The organism is Mycobacterium sp. E2497, assembly GCF_001668695.1.
GTDB lineage: Bacteria > Actinomycetota > Actinomycetes > Mycobacteriales > Mycobacteriaceae > Mycobacterium.
In genome coordinates this window covers 1-23,852 of record NZ_LZKD01000201.1, presented here as the reverse complement: position 1 = coordinate 23,852, position 23,852 = coordinate 1, and the positions used below count along the sequence as shown (strand labels likewise).

Here is a 23,852-nt window from a genome sequence, read left to right as displayed (position 1 = left end):
AAGCCGAGCATCGCTGCGAGAAGGATTTTTCCGGTCAATCGTGACACAACACCACCCCGTTCCTGGAGGACAATTCGCTGGTTACTGATTGCCCGATGGCGGAAGTGTACGTTGTGATGGCAGGTCCGCGAACGGATTTCGAAAAATGCGCGCGCCGACTGTTCGGCGCGAGTGCCATGCGCATCGATTGCGACCGTCGGCGAGATTAGCCGATGGTGAGCCCGCCCTTGGCGGCACGGGACGGCGGCAGCGTGGATCTACGGCCAATTCGTCACTCGCGCGGTATCTTTCGCACCCGCCCGCTAGAACGGCCACCCGTTGGAGTTGTCCTTGAACTTGCCGTTGACGGCGGTGCAGAAGTCGTCGGCGGTGCCGGCCAGCAGGACGTAGTAGGTCTCGCCGCGGCGGCTCTCGTAGGTGTTGGGGGTGCTCCAACCGCTGTTGCAGGCCGAACTCTGGGCGCCGGCCGTGGCCCGGCGCCAGTTCGTCTTGGCGCAGCCCACCAGCCCGTCGACGTTGGGTGTCGCGCTCTTGGCGGCGACCACCATCGCGCCTCCCCATTGCCCGTCGCTGCGCCGATAGGCGCGCGCCCCGAACCCGGCATTGTTGGTCTGGCAGGCCAGCGCCCGGCGCATGAGCGAGAAGGGCGCGGCCAGTTGCTGATTGGCGCTACCTGCGGCGGCCGTGATGAATTGGGCGGCGTCCGAGCCGTCGACCTCTTGCACGTTGGGGGTGCCGAAGCTGAACAGCTGCGCCGCGATGCCGGCGTTGCTGCCGCCGCCGATGATCGGCCCGCCGCCGGTCGACGTCATCGGGGGCAGCGCGGCGGTGGGGTCGGCGCCGGCCGGCGGGACGCCGGCAGCCGCGGCACCCAGGGCCAGCGCCAGCGTCGCGACCAGGCTGCGGAGCGCGGTGCCTGTCATGCCTTCCATTCCAGCACGTGCGCGTAGTCGGCGCGACGGTTCTCGCACACCAGGGCGTCGAGCACGTGGCGGGTCTGCAGCCGGATGTACTGCTCGCAGGTGTGGACCGGCCCGAAATGCCAGTGCTTGAGCGCCCAGCCGTGGGCGAGCAGCAGCTCTTCCTTGCCACCGAAGTAGGTGTAGATGAGGCCGACGCTGACCTTGGCCTCGGCGGCCAGGTCCTGCATGGACGTCTGGTGGAAGCCGTGCGTTTCCATCGCCTTGACCGCGGCGTCGAGCAGCTGGCGTCGGCGCGCGGTGGTCCGGGCCGCGCGGACGGCCTCCTGTAGCGGAAGCTCGCCGTAATCGAGGGCCATGTCCTTCCCGCTCTTACCGGAAGGCGTCGCTGCCGGTGAAGGCCTGGCCGAGGACCAGCTGGTGCATCTCGGGCGTGCCCTCGTAGGTGAGCACCGACTCCAGGTTGACCATGTGCCGGATCACCGGATACTCGAGCGATATCCCGTTGCCGCCCAGGATCGTTCGTGCGGTCCGGCAGATCTTGATGGCCTCGCGGGTGTTGTTCAGCTTGCCGAAGCTCACCTGCTCGGGGCGCAGCCCGACGCTGTCCTTGAGGCGGCCGAGGTGCAGCGAGAGCAGTTGACCCTTGTGCAGTTCCACCGCCATGTCGACCAGCTTGGCCTGGGTCAGCTGGAATCCGGCGATCGGGCGCCCGAATTGCGTGCGCTGCATGGCGTAGTCGAGGGCGGCCTGCCAGGCCGACCGCGCCGCGCCCATCGAACCCCAGATGATCCCGTACCGCGCCTCGGACAAACACGACAGCGGTCCCCGCAGGCCTTTGGCCTCCGGCAGCATCGCGTCGGCGGGCAGGCGCACGCCGTCGAGCACCAACTCGCTGGTGATCGAGGCCCGTAGCGACAGCTTGTGGTGAATGGTGTTGGCGGAGAAGCCCGGCGTCTTGGTGGGGACGATGAAACCGCGGACCCCGTCGTCGGTGGTGGCCCACACGACCGCGACGTCGGCGACCGAGCCGTTGGTGATCCACAGTTTGCGGCCGTCCAGCACCCAGTCCGAACCGTCGCGCCGCGCACGGGTTTTCATCGCGGCCGGGTCGGATCCCACGTCGGGTTCGGTCAGCCCGAAGCAGCCCAGCAGCTCGCCCGACGCCATCGCGGGCAGCCACTCCTGTTTCTGTTCCTCGGACCCGAAGTTCCAGATCGCGAACATCGCCAGCGAACCCTGCACCGAGACCATCGACCGCAGGCCGGAGTCGGCGGCCTCCAGCTCCACGCAGGCCAGGCCGTAGTGCACCGCCGAGGCCCCGCCGCAGCCGTAGCCCTCCAGGTGCATGCCCAGCAGTCCGAGCTGGCCGAATCCCTTGGCGAGCTCGCGGACCGGCAGGTCGCCGATCTCGAACCACTCCGCGATGTGCGGGGCGACGTGCTCGGCGCAGAACCTCCGTACGGTGTCGCGCAGCGCGAGCTCGTCGTCGGACAACGAGGCGTCCAGGCCCAGCGGGTCGTACCGGTCGAAGGCGGGAGGTTTGTGGGTGCTCATGGGTCTCAGCCTGCCACTAACCCGCCATCGTCAGGCCGCCGCTGACGCTGATCACCTGTCCGGTGATGAACGACGCGGCGGGCGAGGCGAAGAACAGCACGGGTGCGGCGACCTCCTCGGGCCGGGCCAGCCGGCGAAACGGGATGGCTTTGACCAGCGCCTCTTTCAGCTTCTCGGGCTGGGCGTGGAACAGCGGCGTGTCCGTCGGGCCCGGGCACACGCAGTTCACCGTGATCCGGTGGCGGGCCATCTCCCGGGCCAGCGATTTGGTCAGCGCGATCACCCCGCCCTTGGCGCCCGCGTAGATGGATTCCCCGGCGCTGCCGACGCGGCCCGCGTCGCTGGCGACGTTGACCACGCGGCCTCCGCCGTGGGTGTCGATCATCCCCGGCAGGAACGCGGCGCAGACGTGCACCGGCCCGAGGTAGTTGATCGCGACCACCTTGGCCGCGAATTCCGGTGTGGCGTTGAGGAATTGGTCGGTGCGGTCCCAGCCGGCGGCGTTGACCACGATGTCGGGGACGCCGGCTTCGGCGTGGGTGGCGTCGCGCAGGGCGTCGACCCGGGCCGGGTCGGCGACATCGACCGGCAGCGCGGTGACCAGGTCGCGGTGCTGCTCGGCGGTGGCCGCCGCGGCGGCCTCGTCCAGGTCGGCGGCGATCACCCGGTCGCCCTGTGCGGCGAACGCCAGCGCTATCGCCCTGCCGATGCCCGAGCCGGCGCCGGTCACGAGCGCGAGGCGCCCCGGTGAATGCACGTTCATTGCCGACGAAGTTAGGTTCACCGCGGTGGCGGGGTCAAGGACGGCGCCCGCCCCGGTAGTCTCGCGACATGCGACGGCTGGTGTGGCTGGGCCTGGACGTCATCGGTGTGGTGGTCTTCTGCGCCGTCGGCCGCCGCAGTCACGACGAAGGGCTCAACATCACCGGCGTCGCCACCACCGCCTGGCCGTTTCTCACCGGCACCGTCGTCGGGTGGCTGGCATCCCGCGCCTGGCAGCGCCCCACGGCGGTGGTGCCGACCGGGGTGGTGGTCTGGCTGTGCACCGTCGTGGTCGGCATGGCGTTGCGCAAGGCCACTTCCGCGGGTGTGGCGGCCAGTTTCGTGGTGGTGGCGGCCTCGGTCACCGCGTTGTTGCTGCTCGGCTGGCGAGCGATCGCCGGGCTGGCCCTGCGGCGCCGGTCCGGCGCCTGACCCATGGCGGCGACGGTGGGCGTTGCGGTGACCGCGGCATTCGGCGCGGCCGCCCGGGCCGTCGCCACCAACAAGGGCCTGCTGAGCGATCCCTTCGCCGAACCGTTGTTGCGCGCCGCCGGCGTCGACCGCCTCGTGCGGGTGATCGACGACGACCGGTTCGCCGCGGACGACATCGCCGGCCCGCGGTTCCTGGACATCTGCGCGGCCTGGTGCCGGTCCGTCGACGAGTTCGCCGCCGAAGCCGGGAGGGCGGGCCTGCGCCAGGTGGTGATCCTGGCGGCGGGGCTGGATACCCGCGCCTACCGGTTGTGGTGGCCGCCCGGCACGACCGTCTATGAGATCGACCGGCCCGAGGCGCTCGACTTCAAGTCCGGGGTGCTGCGCGGGCTGGGCGCCGAACTGACCGCGAGCCGGCGCGCCGTCGGCGTCGACCTGCATCGGGATTGGCCGGCCGCGCTGCTGCGGGTCGGCTTCGACGCCACCGCGCCCGCGGTGTGGATCGCCGAGCAGTTGCTGATCGGCTACCTGACGCCCGACGTGCAGGACCGGGTGCTGCAGGGGGTCACCGCGATGAGCGCCCCAGGCAGCCGGTTGGCCGCCGACCACATGCCGACGTGGACGCCCTTGCAGCTGGAAGCGGAGCGGTCGTTCGTCGAGGGGTGGCGCCGCCGCGGGTTGGACGTCGACCTGGCCAGCCTGACCCATGCGGGGCAGTACCACCATGTCCCCGACTACCTGGCCGCCCGCGGCTGGGAGACTGTGCGGCGCAACGACACCGGCCTGCCGGGCGGCGTGGTGTCACCGCTGAGGCGGGGCGGCGGCACCGAGTTCGTCCCGGAATACCTCACCGCGACGCGCGCCTAGCCGGTGCACGGCCTCCGTTAAGTTGGTTAACGGTTAATTAACTTAAATTCGTTGCCCGGATCGGTGAACCCCGTGCGGCCTGACGTCGTAACACGCTTTGTGAGCCGCGACGAGAAGGGGCCCGAGCCCATGCTGACGCGACTGGCCCTGATCGCCATCTCCGCCCCGCGACGGGTGATCGCGGGGGCGATCGTCGTCGCCGTCCTGGCCGCCGTCTTCGGTGTCCCGGCCGCGGCGACCCTGCCCGGTGGTGGATTCCTGGACCAGACGGCCGAATCGGCGCGCGCGGCGGCCATCCTGGGGGAGAAGTTCGGCCAGGGCGACATGGAGATGACGCTGCTGGTGAGCTCACCGGGCGGCGTCAACGAAGGTCCCGCCCGGATCGTCGGCGAGGACATCATCCAGCAGCTGGCCCGCTCCCCGTTCGTCGCCCAGGTGGCATCCCCCTGGAATGCGCCGCGGCCCGGATTGATCAGCGCCGACGGCAGGTCCGCACTGATCGTGGCCGCGCTCAACGGCGGGGAAGGCGGCGCGCCGAAGCACGCCCGGGAGCTGGCCGACCGGCTGGCGCGCGACCGCGACGGCGTGACCGTGCAGGCCGGCGGGATGGCCATGATCTACGAAGAACTCAACCGGCAGACCGAAAATGACCTGCTACGAATGGAATTCGTGGCCATACCGTTGAGTTTCGTCGCGCTGGTATGGGTCTTCGGCGGCCTGCTCGCCGCCGCGCTGCCGATCCTGGTCGGCGGCTTCGCAATCCTGGGCGCGCTCGCGGTGTTGCGCGCGGTGGCGGTGGTCGCGGACGTATCGATCTTCGCCGTGAACGTCGCGGTGGCGCTGGCCTTGGCGTTGGGCATCGACTACACCCTGCTGATCATCAGTCGCTACCGCGACGAGCTGGCCGAGGGGCGGTGCCCCAACGAAGCCCTCGCACGCACCATGGCCACGGCCGGGCGCACCGTGCTGTTCTCCGCCATGACGGTGGCCCTTGCGCTTTCGGCGCTGGTGATCTTCCCCATGTACTTCCTGCGGTCCTTCGCCTACGCCGGCGTCGCGGTGGTGGCGTTCGCGGCGCTGGCCGCGATGGTGATCGCACCCGCGGTGATCGTCGTGTTGGGGGACCGGCTCGACGCGCTCAACGTCTGGGACTTGGGGCGCAGGCTGTTTCGGCGCCCACCGCCGCCCCCGGTCGCGATCGAACAGACCTTCTGGTACCGCACGGCCACCCTTGCCATGCGGCACGCGCTGCCGGTCGGCCTGGCGATCATCGCCCTCCTGCTGGCTCTGGGCGCACCGTTCCTCGGCATCAAATGGGGTTATCCCGACGATCGGGTGCTGCCGGCGTCATCGTCGGCGCGCGCCGTCAGCGACCGGATCCGGCAAGACTTCGGTGCCGACGCCGCGACCACGGTACGGGTGGTCATCGCGCACACCGAGGGCCTGACGACGGGCGAGCTCGAAGAGTATGCCGCGCGGCTGTCGCGGGTTCCCGACGTGTCGGCGGTGTCCTCGCCGACGGCCACCTTCGTCGCCGGCGAGCGTAAGGGGCCGCCGTCCGTCCCGGCCGGCCTGGCGGCCGGGAGCGCCTATCTGACGGTGGCCAGCGGTGCGCCGTTGTATTCCGCGGCCTCCGACGCTCAGCTGGACCGCTTGCACGCGATCGCGTTGCCCGGGGACCGGCGGGCCGAGATGACCGGCATGGCCCAGATGAATCGCGACTCGGTGCAGGCGATCACGTCGCGATTGCCCCTGCTGTTCGGCTTCGTCGCATGCGTCACGCTGGTGCTGCTCTTCGCCCTCACCGGCAGCGTGGTGCTGCCCGTCAAAGCGGTGCTGCTCAACATGCTGTCGCTGACCACCGGCTTCGGCGCTTTGGTGTGGATCTTCCAGGACGGGCATCTGGGGGCGTTGGGCACCACCCCGACCGGCACCCTGGTCGCCAACATCCCGGTGTTGATGTTCTGCATCGCATTCGGATTGTCCATGGACTACGAGGTTTTCCTGCTGGCCCGCATCCGGGAGTACTGGCTGGAGTCGCCGCGCACACGGTCCGACAACGACGAGAGCATCGCGTTGGGCGTCGCCCGGACGGGCCGGATCATCACGGCGGCGGCGCTGTTGATGTCGATCTCGTTCGCGGCCCTGACGTCCGCGGACGTCTCGTTCATGCGGATGTTCGGAGTGGGGCTTACCCTTGCGGTCCTGGTGGACGCGACCCTGGTGCGAGTGCTGCTCGTCCCGGCCTTCATGCACGTGTTCGGTCGCCTGAACTGGTGGGCGCCCGCCCCGCTTGCCCGGCTCCGCCGCCGGGCGGACGCCCGGCTGCCGGACGCCCCACGCGCGGCCGACCCGGTCGGGTGAGCCGAGCGGAATGCGCCGCGTCAGGGGGCGTTGGATGGTGACGTGGTGCACCCATCAAGCCGGCTGCGGTTCGTGTCGGCCACCCACGATGATCCGTTGGCGCAGCCGCTGCTGGCCGAGTTGGCCGACGAGTACGCGCAGCGCTACGGCGGCACGCCGAGCACGCACCTGTCCTGGCTCCCCGTGCCGGCGACCGAGTTGGCGGCGCCGGACGGCGGGCTGCTGATCGGCGTGCTCGACGGCGTGCCCGTCACCGGCGGCGCGTTCCGGCGTTACGACGCCGAGACCGCCGAGCTCAAGCGGATCTGGACCGACCGCACCCAGCGGCGCCGCGGTTACGCCCGGGCCCTGCTGGCGGCGCTCGAGACCGAGGCCGCCGCGCGCGGGTACCGGCGGCTCTACCTGATCACCGGTAACCGGCAACCCGAGGCCGAGGCGCTGTACGACGCGGCCGGCTACGTCCGGGTGCCCGCCGACCCGCTGCCGTCCTGGGGGCCGTTCGTCCCGATCGCGTTCGAGAAGTGGCTGGTTCGCGACGGTCAGTGAGTTCGCGGCGCCTACATGATGACGGCCACGCCCCGCCGATCTCGAACACGGCCGCCACGGCGAATAGCACGATCGACTTTGCAAGCGTCACAGGGGATTCCCTCGTAAGTGGGCGTGGCACCGGGGTGAACGGGTGCACGCCGCCATCGGTCCGAGCGATGCTATCGGTCAACGCGTTTCGACGCATGTTTGCTGAACTCGTTGCCTGCGCCGCCACGCTGGCGGACGGGCATCGCGAGGAGATCGCAGCCTGGCCCCGCGAAAGCATGGCGTAAGTCACGCCCGATGAAGGCCCTTCGGCTCTAGGTAACCCACCGCGGAGCTGGGGATTCTAACGAGGAAAGTTAAATTGGAGGCCAGTCGTGCGTTATCTCGGTGACCTGCAAAAGCGGGCGTGTGTGCCCATGCTGATCACCGCGTTTCGGGACATGCAGTGGCGACGGCGACGCTTCATCATCGCGGCCGTCGGCACCGGGATGGTATTCGCGATGACCCTGATCCTCACCGGGCTGACGTTGGGGTTTCGGGTCGAGGCCCAGCGTGTGGTCGACACGATCGGCATCGACAATTACCTCATCAAAACCGGCGCAGTCGGCCCGTTCATGGGGTCCTCGAGATTCCCGGAGGCCGAACTGCAGGCGGTCGCGCGGGACCCGGGCTTCGAATCGGCGATCCCGGTGGTTTACGGCAACACCATCCTGCAAGATCGGCGCGCACCGGAAAACCTCAACGTCTACGGCGTGCCCGAGCATGGACTGGGGATGCCACCCATCGCGAAGGGGCGGGCACCGTCGAACCCCGATGAGGCCGCCATATCGAACACCCTGGGGCGGTCCATAGGCGACGCCGTCGAGGTGGGCTCGCAGGTGCTGCGGATCGTGGGCCTGGTCGACAAGTCCACCACGCTCGCCGGCCAACCCAACGCCTTTCTCACCGTCGCCGGAGCGCAGCGGTTGATGTTCTCCGGGCAGCCGGTGATCTCTGCCATCGGTGTGCGCGGCACGCCCAACCACGTTCCGGACGGCTTCCGTCTGGTGGATCGCCGCGCTGCGGTCGATGACATGGTGCGCCCGCTGCACGGGGCTCGCCTGGCCCTGGCGTACCTGGCGATTCTGCTGTGGGCGGTGGCCGCCCAGATCGTGGGATCGCTGATCTATCTCTCCGCGCTGGAGCGGACCCGCGACTTCGCGGTGTTCAAAGCCCTCGGGGTCGCCACTGGATCGGTGCTCGCCGGCCTCATCCTGCAGGCGGTGCTCGTCGCGTCGATCGCGGCGATGCTCGGCGGCCTGCTGGCCGTGCTGATCGGCCCGCTGTTTCCCATGCTGGTGGTAGTGACCACCTCGGCCTTCCTGTCGTTGATGGCGACCGCGGTGGTCATCGGTCTGTTGGCGAGCGTGGCGGGGCTGCGGCGCGCGGTAACGGTCGACCCGGTGCTCGCGTTCGGGGGCTCGTAGTCATGGGGGATCTGCGCATCAAAGATCTCGTCGTCGAGTACTCCACCGGTGGGGATGCGATCCGGGTCATCGACGGTCTGGACCTGGAGGTGGCGGCTGGGTCCCTGGTGGTCGTATTGGGCCCCAGCGGGTGTGGGAAGACCACATTGCTGTCGTGCATCGGCGGCATCCTGAGCCCGACCGGCGGACGCATCCAGGTCGGTGACGTCGACGTGACCGCGCTGGACCGCCGCGGATTGACCACTTACCGGCGTCAGACCGTGGGCTTCGTCTTTCAGTCGTTCAACCTGGTGCCGAGTCTCACCGCACTGGAGAACGTGGCTGTGCCGCTGTGGGCGGCCGGGTGGTCTCGGCGGGCGGCGCGCGCACGCGGCGAGGAATTGCTGACCCGCTTCGGGCTGCAGGACCGCATGACACATCGGCCCGGCGACCTCAGCGGCGGTCAACGCGAACGCGTGGCGGTGGCCCGTGCGATTGCCTTGGACCCACCGCTGATCTTGGCCGACGAACCCACGGCCCACCTGGACCAAGCGCAGGTGCAGGCGGTGCTGCAGTTGCTCCGCGAGCTGGCCAGCGGCGAGCGCATCGTCGTGGTCGCCACTCACGACACGCGGATGTTGCCGTTCGCCGACCACGTGCTCCGGATGCTGCCGGATGCCACCGCCGTCGACTCCGAGCCCCAAACCCTGGCTCTGGCAAGCGGTTCGGTGTTGTACGAGCAGGGCAGCATGGGGGACTTGATCTATGTCGTCGCCGACGGCGAACTAGAAGTCGTGCGCGAATTGGCGGATGGGACCGACGAACTGGTCAAGGTCGCCGCCCCCGGCGAATATGTCGGCGAGCTCGAGCCGCTGTTCCGCAACGTCCGCTCGACGACGGTGCGGGCACGCACGGACGCGGTCGTCACCGGCTACACCGTCGAGGCATTCCGCAAACTGCTCGAGACCTATACCGAGGGAGGCCGCTCCATCGAACGGCCCAACGGCAACCCAGGGCAACCACACACCGGTCCGCCCGACCCATCAGACGGAGCAACTCCGATGTCACGAGTTCGTGAAACGACTGCCGGTTCCAACGCCCGACGCGTGGCACAGTGCGTTGAATCAGGTTGGAAGATAGCGGATTACCCTCCGCTTACGGCACCGACCCTGGTTGGGCAATTGCAGCAGCGAGCCGCACGCTACCGGGACAAACTCGCGTTCACCTACTCTCGCGACGGCGAGGAAACCGAAGTCAGCCGGCTGAGCTATCAACAACTGGACGCCCACGCGCGGCAGATCGCATCGAACCTCCAGCAACTGGGCGCCGCCGGCGAGCGCGTCCTCGTCCTGTGCCCGCCGGGCCTCGACTTCGTCGCCGGCTTGTTCGGGTGTCTTTACGCCGGAGCCGTCGCCGTACCGATGCATCCGCCGGCACGCGATCACCTGGTCCCGCGCGTCGAGGCAATCATCGCCGACGCGCAGCCGGGCTTCGCGCTGTCCACCGCTGAGATGCAGACGAGGATCAGGGCCACCGTCGACGGTTTGGTCAAGGGAAGCCCGCTGCGTTGGGCCGTCACCGACACGGCGGGCGACGACCGGCCGTGGGTGCCACCGGACATCGACGGTGACACAGTCGCCATGGTGCAGTACACCTCGGGCTCGACCGCCACACCGAAAGGCGTTGTGCTGTCTCACGGTAACCTGGTCCACAACCTGGAAACCATCCGGCGGACGTGGAAGTCGGGATTCGACACGAATGCCCGCGGTGTGTTCTGGCTGCCGCCCTACCACGACATGGGTCTCATCGGCGGCATCCTCGAGACGCTTTACGTCGGGGGCACCAGTGCCCTCATGCCGGCGGGCGCGTTCATCAAGCGCCCGATGCGGTGGCTGGAAGCCATCTCCCGGCATCGCGCCGTGATCACCGCCGCACCCAACTTCTCCTACGATCTGTGCACCGAACTCAGCACCCCCGAAGAACGCGCGGCCCTCGATCTGTCCAGCTGGTCGATTGCCATGTGCGGTGCCGAGCCCGTCCGTCCCGCGACCCTGCGGGGTTTCGCCGACGCGTTTGCGCCGGCCGGTTTCAGGCCGGAGGCGTTCTACCCGGTGTATGGCTTGGCCGAGGCGACGCTGCTGGTCTCCGGCGGCTCGGACGCCCCGGTGCCGCTGGTTCGGCACATAGATCGCATTGCGCTACGCGAACGCCGCGTTGTCGAGGTTGCAGCGGAAAGATCAAGCGCCGCAACGTTGGTCGGTTGCGGCAAGCCGCAAGGTGGTCAGCAGGTCGTCATCGTCGACCCGGAGACCCGGCGGCCGTGCAGGCCCGACGAGGTCGGCGAGATCTGGGTCGCGGGGCCGAGCGTGGCACAGGGTTACTGGCAAAAGCCCGAAGAGACCGAAGCGGCGTTCTCGGCGCACCTCGCGGACACCGGGGACGGCCCGTTCCTCCGTACCGGGGACCTGGGCTTCCTGGCCTCCGGGGAATTGTTCGTCACTGGACGCCGCAAGGATTTGATCATCATCCGCGGCAGCAATCACTACCCCGAGGACATAGAGCTGACCGTGCAGTCCTGCCACCCGGCACTGCTGCGCGGCCGGGGTGCGGTCTTCTCGGTCGTTCCCGGACCGGACGCCGCCGAGCAGCTGGTCGCCGTCCAGGAGGTGAGCCATCAACAGCTCGGTCAGGACGAACTCACCGCGATCGTGGACGCAATCCGGACGGCGATCACCGAGCACCATGAAATCGCCGTCGACGCCGTTGTCTTGCTGGCGCCGTTGCGGATTCCCACCACGTCCAGCGGCAAGGTGCAGCGGTCCGTGTGCAAGCAGCAGTTCCTCGACGGCCGGCTCGAGGCGGTATTTGCATGGCACGCACCCCGGCGCGACACCCCTGCCGCGGCTGAATCCTCCGAACACGCCCGGCGCAGCGCCGCGGAGATCGCGGGATGGTTCGTCGACCAGCTCTCTGGTGAACTCGGCCTCCCGGCAACGGATATCGAACCATCCCGTCCGTTCGCCTACTACGGCCTCGATTCCGTTCGCGCCATCCGGCTGACCGCCGCATTGGAATCCTGGCTCGGACGCGAGCTTTCGCCCACCCTCGCCTACGAATACCCCACAATCGACCTTCTTTCGCGTCATCTGGCCGAGGAGTCCGACGCCGCCGGCGAGAGCGCGGCCGCACCGGCCGGGGACGGCGGCGGGCCACGCGCGGCGGACGAGCCGATCGCCATCATCGGCATCGGCTGCCGGTTCCCGGGTGCCGATGGGCCGGCGGCCTTCTGGCGAGAGCTGTCGGACGGCGTGGAGGCGATCAGCGAGGTCCCGCCGGACCGCTGGGACGCCGAGGCCTTCTACAACGCGGACCCGTCCGTGCCCGGCACCTCGGTCACCCGAAGGGGCGGTTTCGTGCCCGGGGTCGACCAATTCGACTTCAGGTTCTTCGGCATCTCGCCGAGGGAATCGGCACAAATGGATCCGCAGCAGCGGCTGATCCTCGAGGTCGCCTGGGAGGCCCTGGAAGATGCCGGGCAGGTGCCCGAGCGGCTGGCGGGTAGCGACACCGGCGTGTTCGTCGGCATCTCCACCACCGACTACGCGAACCTCCGGGCCGGCCAGTTCCAGCTCGTCGACGCCTACACGGGCACCGGAAACGCGTTGAGCATCGCCGCCAACCGGCTCTCGTACTTCTACGACTTCCACGGACCGAGCATGGCCATCGACACCGCCTGCTCGTCGTCGTTGGTCGCCGTGCACCTGGCCTGCCGCAGCCTGCGCGACGGGGAGTGCTCGCTGGCTCTGGCCGGGGGTGTCAACGTCATCCTGTCGCCGGCGCTCATGATCAACTTCACCAAGGCCAAGCTGATGGCACCCGACGGCCACTCCAAGACGTTCGACGCCGGCGCGGACGGCTACGTGCGGGGCGAAGGCGCCGGGATCGTCGTTCTCAAACCGCTCAGCCGGGCACTGGCCGACAACGACCCCATCTATGCGGTGATCCGCGGCACCGCCGTCAACCAGGACGGCCGGACGAACGGGCTGATCGCACCCAGTCGGCAATCGCAGGAAGCCGTGCTGGCGGCCGCCTACCGGCGGGCAGGTCTCGCGCCCGGCACCGCCCAATACGTCGAGGCTCACGGCACCGGAACGTTCCTCGGCGACGCGATCGAGGCCAACGCGCTGGGCACCGTCCTGGCGGACGGACGTCCGCCGGGGAGCCCGTGCCTGATCGGCTCGGTCAAGACCAACATCGGCCACCTCGAGGCGGCGGCCGGCGTGGCGGGGCTCATCAAGGTCGCGTTGGCGTTGCAGCACAAGGAAATCCCGCCGAGTCTGAACTTCGCCGAGCCCAACCCCGAGATCCCCTTCGACAGCTTGCCGGTGCGGGTGGCGCAGACGCTGACTCCCTGGCCGGAAAACGGCGGGCGCGCGGTCGCCAGTGTCAGCTCGTTCGGCATGGGTGGCACCAACGCGCATGCCGTGCTCACCGAGGCCCCGCAGGTGCGGCCCGCCGCAGTCGAGGTGGTTCCGGAGCCGGATCGAGCGGAGTTGCTGCCGCTTTCCGCGCAATCCCCCGAAGCCCTGACCGCACTGGCCGAACGGTACGAGTCGGCTCTGGCATCCGGGGTGCGGCTGGCCGACCTGTGCTACACGGCCGGTGCCCGGCGCGGCCATCTCGAGCATCGGCTGTCGGTGGTCGCGGACTCGCCCGCCGAGATGTCAGAGTCCCTGGCCGCCTATCGGCAAGGCCGGTCGCGGCCCGGGATCTCCGTCGGACGATGCCGCCCCGGCCAGCGGCCCCGCGTGCTCTTCGTCTTTCCCGGCCAGGGCTCACAATGGTGCGGCATGGGGCGGCGACTGCAGGCCGAGGAGCCGGTGTTCCGCGACGCCCTGGCGGCGTGCGACCGCGCGATCCGGCCCCATCTGGGAAGCTCGGTGCTCGAGGCGCTGGCCACCGACGAGGAACTCACCGATATCGGCCTGATCCAAACCGCGATCTTCGCCATCCAGGTGGCGCTGGCCGCGCTATGGCGTTCGTGGGGGGTGGAACCCACCGCGGTGGTGGGGCACAGCATGGGTGAAGTCGCGGCGGCGCACATCGCCGGCGCGCTGAGCCTCGAAGACGCCGCACGGGTGATCTGCACCCGCGCCTTGCTGCTCCGCACGGTGCGGGGCCGCGGCACGATGATGTCGGCGGAGCTCAGCCTCGCCGAGGCAGAGGAACTCATCGCCGGCCGGGAGAGCCAGGTCTCGATCGCCACGAGCAACAGCCACCGATCGACGGTGTTGTCGGGGGATCGAACGGTCTTGGCCGAGCTGATGGCGGCGTTGCAGCAGCGCGAGCGGTTCTGCCGGTGGGTCGATGTCGATGTGGCCGCACACAGCCCGCAGATGGAGCCGTTGGTCGACGCCCTGCGCACCGGCCTCACCGGACTGCGGCCGACCCCGCCCACGGTGCCCATCTACTCCACGGTGACCGGCGACCTGCTGACCGACCGCCTGCCCGACGCCGACTACTGGGCGATGAATCTGCGCTCGCCCGTGCGCTTCTCGTCCGTGCTGCGAAAGCTACTGGACGGCGGTCATGACGCGGTGGTGGAGATCAGCCCGCACCCGGTCCTGCTGACCTCTGTCCGCGAGGACGTCCAGGACACGGGGAAGAGTTGTGCGGCCCTGCCGTCCCTGCGGCGTGACGACGGAGGACGAGCAACCGCGCTGGCATCGCTCGGCACCCTGTACACCCTGGGCCAGCCCGTCGCCTGGGAGCAGCTGTACCCGGTGGGCAGCCACTTCGTCGCCGCGCCGACCTATCCGTGGCAGCGCGTCCGGTCCTGGTTGGAGGCCAAGGCGATCGGCGCGCCGCAGCCGGGCGCCGACTCGACGGAAGCTGTGGGCTTGCGCGACCGGATGTACCAACTGCGCTGGCAGCCCGCACCATTGGCCGAGCGGAACGGGTCGGGCCGCCAGGCCGGCGCCGGAAGCTGGCTCGTCTTGACTGACGGCGGGATCGCCGCGGACACCCTTCGGGATCACCTCGAATCACGTTCGCAGACATGTGTGTTGGTCGAGCCGGGCGGTGACCGGCAAGACTTCGAGCGTCTGGCGCCGGACCGCTATCGCCTCGACCCGACGCGGCCGGAGCACTTCCAGCGGCTGCTCGCGGAGGCTTTCACCGACGAGCGGCCGCCGTGCGTGGGCGTAGTGCATATGTGGGACCTGCTGGCCGCACCGCCGGCCGACACGACGCCCGAGTCGCTGGAGTCCGCCACCAGCGCGGGCCCGGTGAGCGTGCTGCATCTCGTCCAAGCCATCTCGCTGGCCGGCTGGCCGGCCTCGCCGCGTCTGTGGCTGGTGACGCGCGGGGCTCAGATGACAGCGAGCTCGGTGGCCGAAGCCGGACCGGTGGCGATCGCCCAGGCCCCGGTGTGGGGGATGGCCCGCACCATCGACCACGAGGACCCGGAACTGCGCTGCACCTGTGTCGACCTGTCCTTCGGTGGGGGCCAGGAAGAGGCCTCCCTGGAGACCCAAGCCCTGTTTCAGGAGGTGTGGGCGGATGACCGCGAGGTTGAGGTCGCACTCCGGGGCAGCCGCCGCTACGTCGCGCGGCTGGCCCGCTACGACCAGGCCGAACCCTCGGAGGTCTGCGCCTTCAAGGCAGACGCCAGCTATCTCATCACCGGTGGGCTCGGCGCGCTCGGACTCGTGGTGGCCAAATGGATGGTCGACCACGGTGCCCGGCACTTGGTCATGATGGGACGCGGCGGCGCCGCGGGACCCGCGCAGGAGTCGTTGGACGCGCTGCGGGCGGCCGGTGCCGAGGTGATCGTCGCGCAGGCCGACGTCGCCAAAGCCGAACAAGTTGCGGCCGCCCTCGAGTCGATCGGCGAGTCGATGCCACCACTGCGCGGCGTGGTGCACGCGGCGGGGATCGCCGACGACGCCATCCTGCAATGCCTCGACGAGCAGAAACTCCGCAAGGTGATGGAGCCCAAGGTGCAAGGCGCCTGGAATCTGCACGCGCTGACTTCAGACGCGAAACTCGACTTCTTCGTGCTGTTTTCGTCGGCCGCGTCCTTGCTGGGCCTGCCTGGAGCGGCGAACTACGCGGCAGCGAACGCCTTCCTCGACGCGTTGGCGTGGCATCGGCGTGCCGAAGGCCGTCCGGCGTTGAGCGTCGACTGGGGGCCGTGGGCCGAGCTCGGCTTCTTCACTCGGTCCGAATTGCCAAGCTACTTCGCCCAATACGGCGTCGAGGCCATGTCCGCGGCCGACAACCTTCAGGCGCTGTCGTCCTTGCTGACGCGGTCGGTGACGCAAGCTCTGGTCCTTGACATCGACTGGGCGCGGTGGCGGCCCGATACGCAGCCGCCGCTGCTCGCGGACCTTCGCGTCGCGCCGTCGGACCACACCCCGCCGGACGGGGCCGCGACCGGTCCGGGCAGCGGTCTCTCCGGCAAGTTGCGGGGTGCGACACCGCAAGAGCGTCAGCGGTTGCTTACGTCGTACCTGTGCGAGCTCGCCGCCGGCAAACTCGGTCTGGCCCAATCGAACCTGGACACCCAGGCGCCGCTGAGTAGCCTCGGCGTCGACTCGCTCATCACGTTGGAGCTGCGGATGCAGGTCGAACGCGACCTGGGCGTCGTCGTGCCGGTCACCCTGCTGCTGCAGGGGCCGAGCGTCGCCGGTATCGCCGAATGGCTTGGCGGCCACCTGCCCTCGGCCGCGGCCGACACGCCCGCGGCGCAGCAACAGGCCGTCCCGAAAAAGCCGGTCCGGAAGAGGGGCGCCCCCGACCAGAAGGGCCGACCGGAGACTGATGGCGCGCCGTCACGCGGGATCGACCTCCTGACCCGGGTGCCTGATCTTTCGGACGCGGCCGTAGAGGAAATGCTCCACAAGGTGCTCGCTGAACGCGGGGCCGGAAACGGAGGCAAGACACAGTCTGCCGGGAAAGAAGCCGGCGATGAGCGATAGGGCCATCGACATCTCCGGTCTGTCTCCCGAGAAGAAACGCGCGCTGCTGTCCCAGCTGCTCATGGAGGAAGCGGAGGAGACGGCCTCGGTGTATCCGATGTCGTACGGGCAGCGATCCATGTGGTTCATCCACAAACTCGCACCGGCCAGCGCCGCGTACACCGTCACGTATGCCGGGCGGATCCGCGGCGCGCTCGATGTGCCGGCGCTCGAACGCGCGGCACAGTCACTTGTCGACCGGCATCCGATGCTGCGGACCACGTACGCCGAGCGCGACGGGCAACCGGTCCAGCTCGTCCACTCGCACTGGCCGGTGCGGATCGCCCGGCACCGGCTCGGAGAGGGGGAGCATGAGGTAGACGAATGGATCCGCCTTGAGACCGAGCGCCCTTTCGACCTTTACACCGGCCCGGTGCTGCGACTGACGCTGCTGGAGCGCACACCCGAGGAACACGTACTTCTCCTGGGTCTGCATCACATCGCCGTCGACTTCTGGTCCATCGACATCATCCTGGACGAGCTACGCGTGCTGTATGCCGCCGAGCACGGCGCGGACCCGCCTCCACCGCCCGCGGAAAGCTTCGTCGACTACGCCGACCAGCAGACCCGGATGCTCGCAGGCGCCGAGGGCGACGGGCTTTGGGCCTACTGGCGTGAACAGCTGGCCGGCGCCCTGCCGGTCCTCCAATTGCCCACCGACCGGCCACGACCGGCCGTCCAGACCTATGCGGGCGCCGTGCACCGCTTCACCATCGACGACACGGTGACGGCCGGGATCAAGCAGCTGGGCCGTGGCCTCGAAGCGACGCCGTACACGGTGCTGTTGGCGGCCTACGCCACCTTGCTGCATCGCTACAGTGGCCAGGGCGACCTGGTGATCGGCTCACCGTTCGCGTGCCGTGACCGGGTCGCGCTGGAGGGCCTGGTCGGCTACCTCACCAATCCCGTGCCGCTGCGCGCCGACCTGCACGGCGACCCGTCGTTCACGGACCTGCTCGGCCGCGTCAAAGAAACCGTGCGGGGCGCCCTCGAACACCAGGACTATCCCTTCGCGCTGCTCGTCGAGCGGCTTCGGCCGGTGCGTGACCCGGGCCGCACGCCGCTGTTCCAGGTTTCGTTCGCCTGGGAGCAAACGCGTCGCTTCTCGGACGGGACCGGTCGGGAAAGCGGGGGACTGCGGCTGGAAACCCTCCATGTCGGGCAGGGCGGCGCGCCGTTCGACCTGATGATGGAGATAGGCGAACACGGCGGGAAGCTGTCCGGCGTACTGCAGTACAACACCGACCTCTTCGACGCCACCACAATCGAGCGGATGGCCGGGCACTTCGCCACTCTCCTGGCCGGCATCGTCGCCGATCCCAGCCGGCGGGTCTCGCTGCTGCCGCTGCTCACCGGGGAAGAGCGACGTCAGCGGGCCGCCTGGAACCGGACCGAGGTCGGCTATGACGGCCCGGCCTGCCTGCACGAGCTGGTCGCGGCAACGGTCGCGCGCGTCCCGGACGCCGTGGCGGTGGTGTGTGAGGGCCGCGAGTTGACCTTTGCCGAGCTCGACCGCCGGGCCAACGGCCTGGCGCACCGGCTGCAGCAGTTGGGCGTGGGGCCCGAGGTCGTCGTGCCCGTCCTGCTGGAGCGCTCCGAGGACCTGGTGGTGGCGCTGCTCGGCGTCCTCAAGGCGGGTGGCGCGTTCATGCCGCTGGACTCCGCGCAGCCCGCGCAGCGCATGGCCGCGATGCTGCAGGACGTACCGGACGCGCCGGTCTGCGTCACCCACCAGCGCCAGCTGCCACAGCTGCCGCCCGGCTTCACCGGCCACCGGCTCTGCCTGGACGCGCCGACCGCGCCGCCGGGCGACGAGGCGGCCGTGGCGCCCGTAGCTGCGACGACATCGGCGAACCTCGCCTACGTCATCCACACGTCCGGTTCCACCGGCAAGCCGAAGGGAACCCTCAACACCCACGCCGGGATCCGTAACCGCCTGCTCTGGATGCAAGACGCCTACCGGCTGACCGCCGACGACCGCGTGCTGCACAAGACCCCGGTGAGCTTCGACCCGTCCGTCTGGGAGCTCTTCTGGCCGTTGATCAGCGGGGCCCGGCTCGTCATCGCCAAGCCCGAGGGCCACAAGGACGCCGCATACCTGGTTCGAACAATCGTCGAAAATGACGTCACCACAATGCATTTCGTGCCATCGATGTTGCGTCGCTTCCTCGCCGAGCCCGGCGTGGCCGCCTGCGCCACGCTGCGCCGGGTGTTCTGCAGCGGCGAGGCGCTGCCGTATGACCTGCGGGACCACTTCCTTGCCACGCTGGACGCCGAGCTCTACAACCTGTACGGGCCCACCGAGGCCGCGATCGACGTCACCGGATTCCACTGCCGGCGTGGCGAATCCGGCACGCTGGTGTCGATCGGGCGACCGATCGCCAACATCCGCGCGCACATCCTGGACGCACACCTGCAACCGGTGCCGGTGGGTGTGCCCGGCGAGCTGTTCATCGGCGGTGTCGGGCTTGGGCGCGGCTACCTCAACCGGCCCGATCTCACGGCCGCCGTCTTTGTTGCCGATCCGTTCGGCGGTGATTTCGGGGATCGCGGCGAGCGGCTTTACCGCACCGGCGACCTGACCAGATATCTGGCCGACGGCAACATCGATTACCTGGGGCGCATCGACTTCCAGGTCAAGGTTCGCGGCTTCCGGATCGAGCCGGGCGAGGTGGAGGCGGCGCTGGCCAAACACCCCGCGGTGGCCGAGAACGCGGTGGTGACCAGAACCGACAGCCGAGGGAACACCATCCTCGTTGCCCACGTCGTTGCGGCCGGGGGCGCGGCGCCGTCGACGGCCGAGCTGCGCCGCTTCCTCCTGGAGCTGCTTCCCGCCGCCATGGTGCCCGGCGTTTTCGAGGTGAGGGACGCGCTGCCGCTCACGTCGAGCGGAAAGATCGACCGCCGTGCCTTGATGGTGGCCGGCAGCGGGCCCGGGCCGCAGGAGCCGGCATTCGTCGCTCCACGCACGCGCACCGAACAGGTCCTGGCCGAGATCTGGTGCGCCGTCATGGGTCTGGAACGGGTCGGCATCAACGACGACTTCTTCGCTCTCGGCGGCGCCTCGACGCAGAGCCTGGAGGTCGCGGTGCGGGCGAATGCGGCCGGCCTGCCACTGCGACCGGAGTCGATGTTCGTCTACGGCACCATCGCCGAGCTCGCCGCGGAATATGGGCCGGTCCCCGACGAGGGTCCGGCGCAAGCCGGACCCGACGAGAAGCGAAACACGGTGATCGAAAGCATCGGCGTGTACCTGCCGGCGCGAACGGTGTCGACCGAGACGGTCATGGCGGAGTGCGCCAACGAGATCCGCATACCGCTGGAACGCCTTACCGGCATCAGGAGCCGACGGGTGGTCGGCGAGGACGAGTTCTCGATCGACCTTGCGCGGAAGGCGGCGGACGACTGCCTGTCCCGGTCGAGCTACCGGCGCGAGGACATCGAGCTCATCATCGCCTGCAACATCTCCCGCCGTGACGGACTCGGGCACAGGTTCACGTTCGAGCCCAGCACCTCCTCGCGGCTGAGCGACCAATGTGGCTTTGGCAACGCGCTGGCCTTCGACATCAGCAACGCCTGCGCCGGGATGTTCACCGGCATCACCGTGGCGGACGCATTCCTGCAGACCGGGGTGGTTCGCAACGCGCTGGTGGTCAGCGGCGAGTACATCAGCCACCTCACGGAGACGGCGCAGAAGGAAATCGAGGGGCCGATGGACCCGAGGCTCGCCTGCCTGACCCTGGGTGACGCCGGCGCGGCGGTGATCCTGGAGCGCGGCCCCAACGGCCGGGTGGGCTTCCACGACATCGATATCGCGACTTTCAGCCGCTACAGCAAACTGTGCATCGCCAAGGCGACCGAAGCCCCGCACGGCGGCGCCATCATGCTCACCGACTCCGTCACGCAGACCGCGATCGCGGTCAAGCATGCGGTGCCCTACGTCGCGGCGGTAATGCGACGGCACGGGTGGCGGCCCGAAACCTGTGACCACCTGGTGATGCACCAGACCTCGGAGGCATCGCTCAACGACGCGGTCGCCGCCGTCAACCAGCTCTTCGGACCGGGCGCGGCCAACCGGGACAACACCATCTACAACGTGGCGGAACGCGGGAACACGGCCAGCACGACCCATTTCGTCGCGCTGCACGACTACATCCTGAGCAACCGGATCAAGTCCGGAGACAACGTGGTCTTTTCCATCACCGGCTCCGGACAGAGCATCGGCGCCGCGCTGTATACCTTCGACGACCTGCCGGACCGAATGCGCCGGGGCGCCGGCGGCCAGCACGCCCGCAGCCTTGAAACAGAAAACCACCGCAAGGAAGCAGCGGCGACGCCCCGCGTGCGCATCGACGGCGTAGGCATCGCTCCCGCCGGGCAATCGACGTCTCCGAGCTCGATAGAGTTGGCGGTTCAAGCAGCCACGGCGTGCCTTGCCGAAGGTGGCGTTGACCGGTCAGCGGTCGGTCTGATCGTCCACGCCGGCGTCTACCGCGACGACTTTCTCAGCGAACCGGCGGTTGCCGCGCTCGTCGCCGGCGAACTCGGAATCAACGGCGAAGTGCAGTCGCCGGACGGCCCCAAGACCCTCGCCTTCGACGTCCTCAACGGTTCGGTCGGCTTCCTCAACGCCTGCCACGTCGCCGCGGGAATGATCGGCGCGGGAAAGGCCGACCATGCGATGGTCGTGGCCTCGGAGATAGAAAACAACGGCCCCGAAACCGGCTATCCGTTGAACGGCATCAGCCAGACGGGCTCGGCTGTCCTGCTCAGCCGAAGCGACGGTGCGGAAGGCTTCGGCCGGTTCGTCTTCCAGCAACACCCGGAGTACGGCGGGGCGCTCGCCACCTACACCCAGCAGCGGGACGGGCGGTGCTGGCTGCAAATTGAGCGCGACCCCAACCTCGCCGCCATCTACCTGAGCTGTATCCCGTCGGCCACCAAGGAACTGTTGACGCTGGAGGGACTCGACCCCGCCGACATCGCGGTCGTGCTCCCGCCGCAGCTGTCGACGGCCGATCTGGACGAACTGGCCGCCCAGATCGGTGTCCCCCGATCACGATTCGTCGAGTTCGACGCGGATGACCAACCAGGCACCGACCTGTTCACCTCGTCCCTGCCGTACGGGCTGGATCACGCCCGGCGGCATGGGCTGGCACGAGCGGGCGACGTCGCGCTGATACTGGCGGTCGGCTCGGGTGTCACCGTCGGCTGCACCACTTACCGATTCTGATGACTCTGACGGTTGACGCGGTTCCCGGATTCACCGGCGACGTAGTCCATCCCGACAGCGCCGATTACGACGCAGCGCGGCGGGTCTTCAACGGCCTGATCGGCAAGCGGCCCGCCGTCGTGCTCCGCTGCCGCTCCCGCGCGGATATCGTCGCCGCCGTTCGGTACGCCGTCGGCTCCGGAGCCGAGATCGCGGTGCGGTGCAGCGGGCACAGCGTCGCAGGACACTCCTCGACCGATGGCGGCATCCTCATCGACCTGTCCCTGATGCGTCGTGTGGTGGTTGATCCCGAGCACCGAATCGCGGTCATCGAGCCCGGCGCGACCTGGCGCGACATCGACCAGGCCACCGCCCGTCACGGCCTGGCCTGCCCCGGCGGGGTGGTGTCATCGACGGGCGTGGGCGGGTTCACGCTCGGTGGCGGGGTCGGCTGGTTGTCCCGGGCATACGGATTGACCTGCGACAACTTGACCGCAGCGAACCTGGTGCCGCCCGGCGGGGAGGTGCTGTTCGCCAGCGAAGCACAGAACCCGGAGGTGCTGTGGGGCCTGCGCGGCGGCGGCGGCAACTTCGGGGTGGTGGCCCACTTCGTGCTCGACCTGCATCCGGTCGATCACGTCATCGGGGGCATACGGGCCTACGGCGACACCGACGCCGAGGCCGTGCTCGAACACTTCCGCGCACAGGTGGCGGGCGCCGACGACCACCTCGCGTCCCTCGTCGACTTCGGCACCGACGAGGGTTCGGGACGCGGCCTGGTCACGATCCTCGGTTGCTCGGCCGCAGCCGGACAAGCCGGTCGGACCGCCATCGGGGCGCTGCTGCGGGCCCGCGGGGTCAGCACGGAACCGGTGATGTCGCTCCAGCGCGAAATCGCCTACCCCACTTGGCAACAGGTCCTCGACCACACATCCCCATATGGCCGGTTGAACTACTGGAAGTCGATCTTTCTGACGGAGCTGTCCGACGACGCGATCCGGCGTATCGCGCTGCTCGGGCGCAGCCGCCCCGCGCCGCAAACGCATCTGCATGTGATCCGGCTCGGCGGCTTTCCCAGCCGTGTTCCGCCGGAGGCGACGGCCTTTTCGGCCCGCCACCATCCCTACATCGTGCATCTGATCACCACCTGGACGGATCCCGCCGACACCGAACGCTGCAAGTCGTGGACCGATGATGCGTATGAAGCTTTGCGTCCGTTCGGTCCGGCAGGCACGTACCTCAACTTCGTCGGCGATGAAGGGCAGGCGCGCATCCGGGCCAGCTTCGGCGACGTCACCTATCGGCGCCTGGCCAAGCTGAAGGCTCGCCTCGACCCGGACAACCGCTTCGCGCTGAATCAAAACATCGAGCCCGCAACGGGTCCGTGAGCGGATCTGATCATGCCGCGAACGCGAAACCAGTTGACCGCGTCGCGGATCGCAGGCTCGATGGGGGCAACTACGTAGCCCAGTTCTCGCACCGCCTTGTCGCTGCGGTAGCGGTAAAGTTCGGTGAACGCGTATCCGACGGACATCGATCGAGTGGCGCGAATCGTCGGGGTCGACCCGCCGCGTAGACGGTTGCCCTATCCGGTCGCCTGGATCGGGGGTAAGGCCGGCGACCTCCTCGAGGTCGTCACCCGTCGGGAAACCACGGTGAACTCGATGTCCGTCGGATACGCGTTCACCGAACTTTACCGCTACCGCAGCGACAAGGCGGTGCGAGAACTGGGCTACGT

13 protein-coding genes are annotated in these 23,852 nt (G+C 69.0%); 9 read left to right on the top strand and 4 right to left on the bottom strand.

From position 1 onward, the window contains the following. Positions 1-302 precede the first annotated feature (302 nt). The 4 genes from A5713_RS18365 to A5713_RS18350 are packed head-to-tail and all read right to left on the bottom strand — an operon-like array spanning position 303 to position 3,240. The gene (locus A5713_RS18365) at positions 303-923 is read right to left on the bottom strand and encodes a hypothetical protein (RefSeq protein WP_068097884.1); all 621 of its coding nucleotides are present in this window, start codon (positions 921-923) and stop codon (positions 303-305) included. Continuing rightward, on the bottom strand, positions 920-1,279 hold the full coding sequence (locus tag A5713_RS18360; RefSeq protein WP_067920599.1) for a helix-turn-helix domain-containing protein: 360 nt from the start codon (positions 1,277-1,279) through the stop codon (positions 920-922). Before A5713_RS18360 ends, A5713_RS18365 begins: the two co-directional genes overlap by 4 nt. A gap of 13 nt (positions 1,280-1,292) precedes the next feature. Then, on the bottom strand, positions 1,293-2,477 hold the full coding sequence (locus tag A5713_RS18355; RefSeq protein ID WP_068097867.1) for an acyl-CoA dehydrogenase: 1,185 nt from the start codon (positions 2,475-2,477) through the stop codon (positions 1,293-1,295). A 16-nt stretch (positions 2,478-2,493) separates the two neighbouring features. Then, the gene (locus A5713_RS18350) at positions 2,494-3,240 is read right to left on the bottom strand and encodes an SDR family NAD(P)-dependent oxidoreductase (protein ID WP_068097866.1); all 747 of its coding nucleotides are present in this window, start codon (positions 3,238-3,240) and stop codon (positions 2,494-2,496) included. Positions 3,241-3,308: 68 nt separating this feature from the next. Here A5713_RS18350 and A5713_RS18345 point away from each other — a divergent pair, with 68 nt between their 5' ends. From A5713_RS18345 to A5713_RS18305, 9 genes are all read left to right on the top strand, one after another. Continuing rightward, complete coding sequence (locus A5713_RS18345) at positions 3,309-3,671, top strand: DUF3054 domain-containing protein (protein ID WP_067920592.1); 363 nt, start codon at positions 3,309-3,311, stop codon at positions 3,669-3,671. Positions 3,672-3,674: 3 nt separating this feature from the next. Then, a complete protein-coding gene (locus A5713_RS18340) occupies positions 3,675-4,538 on the top strand; it encodes an SAM-dependent methyltransferase (protein WP_068097864.1) in 864 nt (287 codons plus the stop codon). Between the two features lie 129 nt (positions 4,539-4,667). After that, a complete protein-coding gene (locus A5713_RS18335) occupies positions 4,668-6,902 on the top strand; it encodes an MMPL family transporter (protein ID WP_068097882.1) in 2,235 nt (744 codons plus the stop codon). Between the two features lie 42 nt (positions 6,903-6,944). Beyond that, on the top strand, positions 6,945-7,448 hold the full coding sequence (locus A5713_RS18330; protein WP_197516405.1) for a GNAT family N-acetyltransferase: 504 nt from the start codon (positions 6,945-6,947) through the stop codon (positions 7,446-7,448). Positions 7,449-7,852: 404 nt separating this feature from the next. After that, complete coding sequence (locus A5713_RS18325) at positions 7,853-8,902, top strand: ABC transporter permease (RefSeq protein ID WP_068097880.1); 1,050 nt, start codon at positions 7,853-7,855, stop codon at positions 8,900-8,902. Positions 8,903-8,904: 2 nt separating this feature from the next. Further along, on the top strand, positions 8,905-16,863 hold the full coding sequence (locus tag A5713_RS18320; protein ID WP_068097860.1) for a type I polyketide synthase: 7,959 nt from the start codon (positions 8,905-8,907) through the stop codon (positions 16,861-16,863). Then, complete coding sequence (locus A5713_RS18315; protein ID WP_068097858.1) at positions 16,853-22,135, top strand: non-ribosomal peptide synthetase; 5,283 nt, start codon at positions 16,853-16,855, stop codon at positions 22,133-22,135. The genes A5713_RS18320 and A5713_RS18315 overlap by 11 nt, the downstream gene beginning before the upstream one ends. Further along, entirely contained in the window at positions 22,135-23,502 is a 1,368-nt protein-coding gene (locus A5713_RS18310; RefSeq protein ID WP_068097856.1) for an FAD-binding oxidoreductase, read from the top strand. Before A5713_RS18315 ends, A5713_RS18310 begins: the two co-directional genes overlap by 1 nt. 123 nt (positions 23,503-23,625) lie before the next feature. Next, positions 23,626-23,852, top strand: a 227-nt coding sequence (locus tag A5713_RS18305; RefSeq protein WP_197516404.1) for a hypothetical protein, incomplete at its 3' end; no start/stop codon positions are given.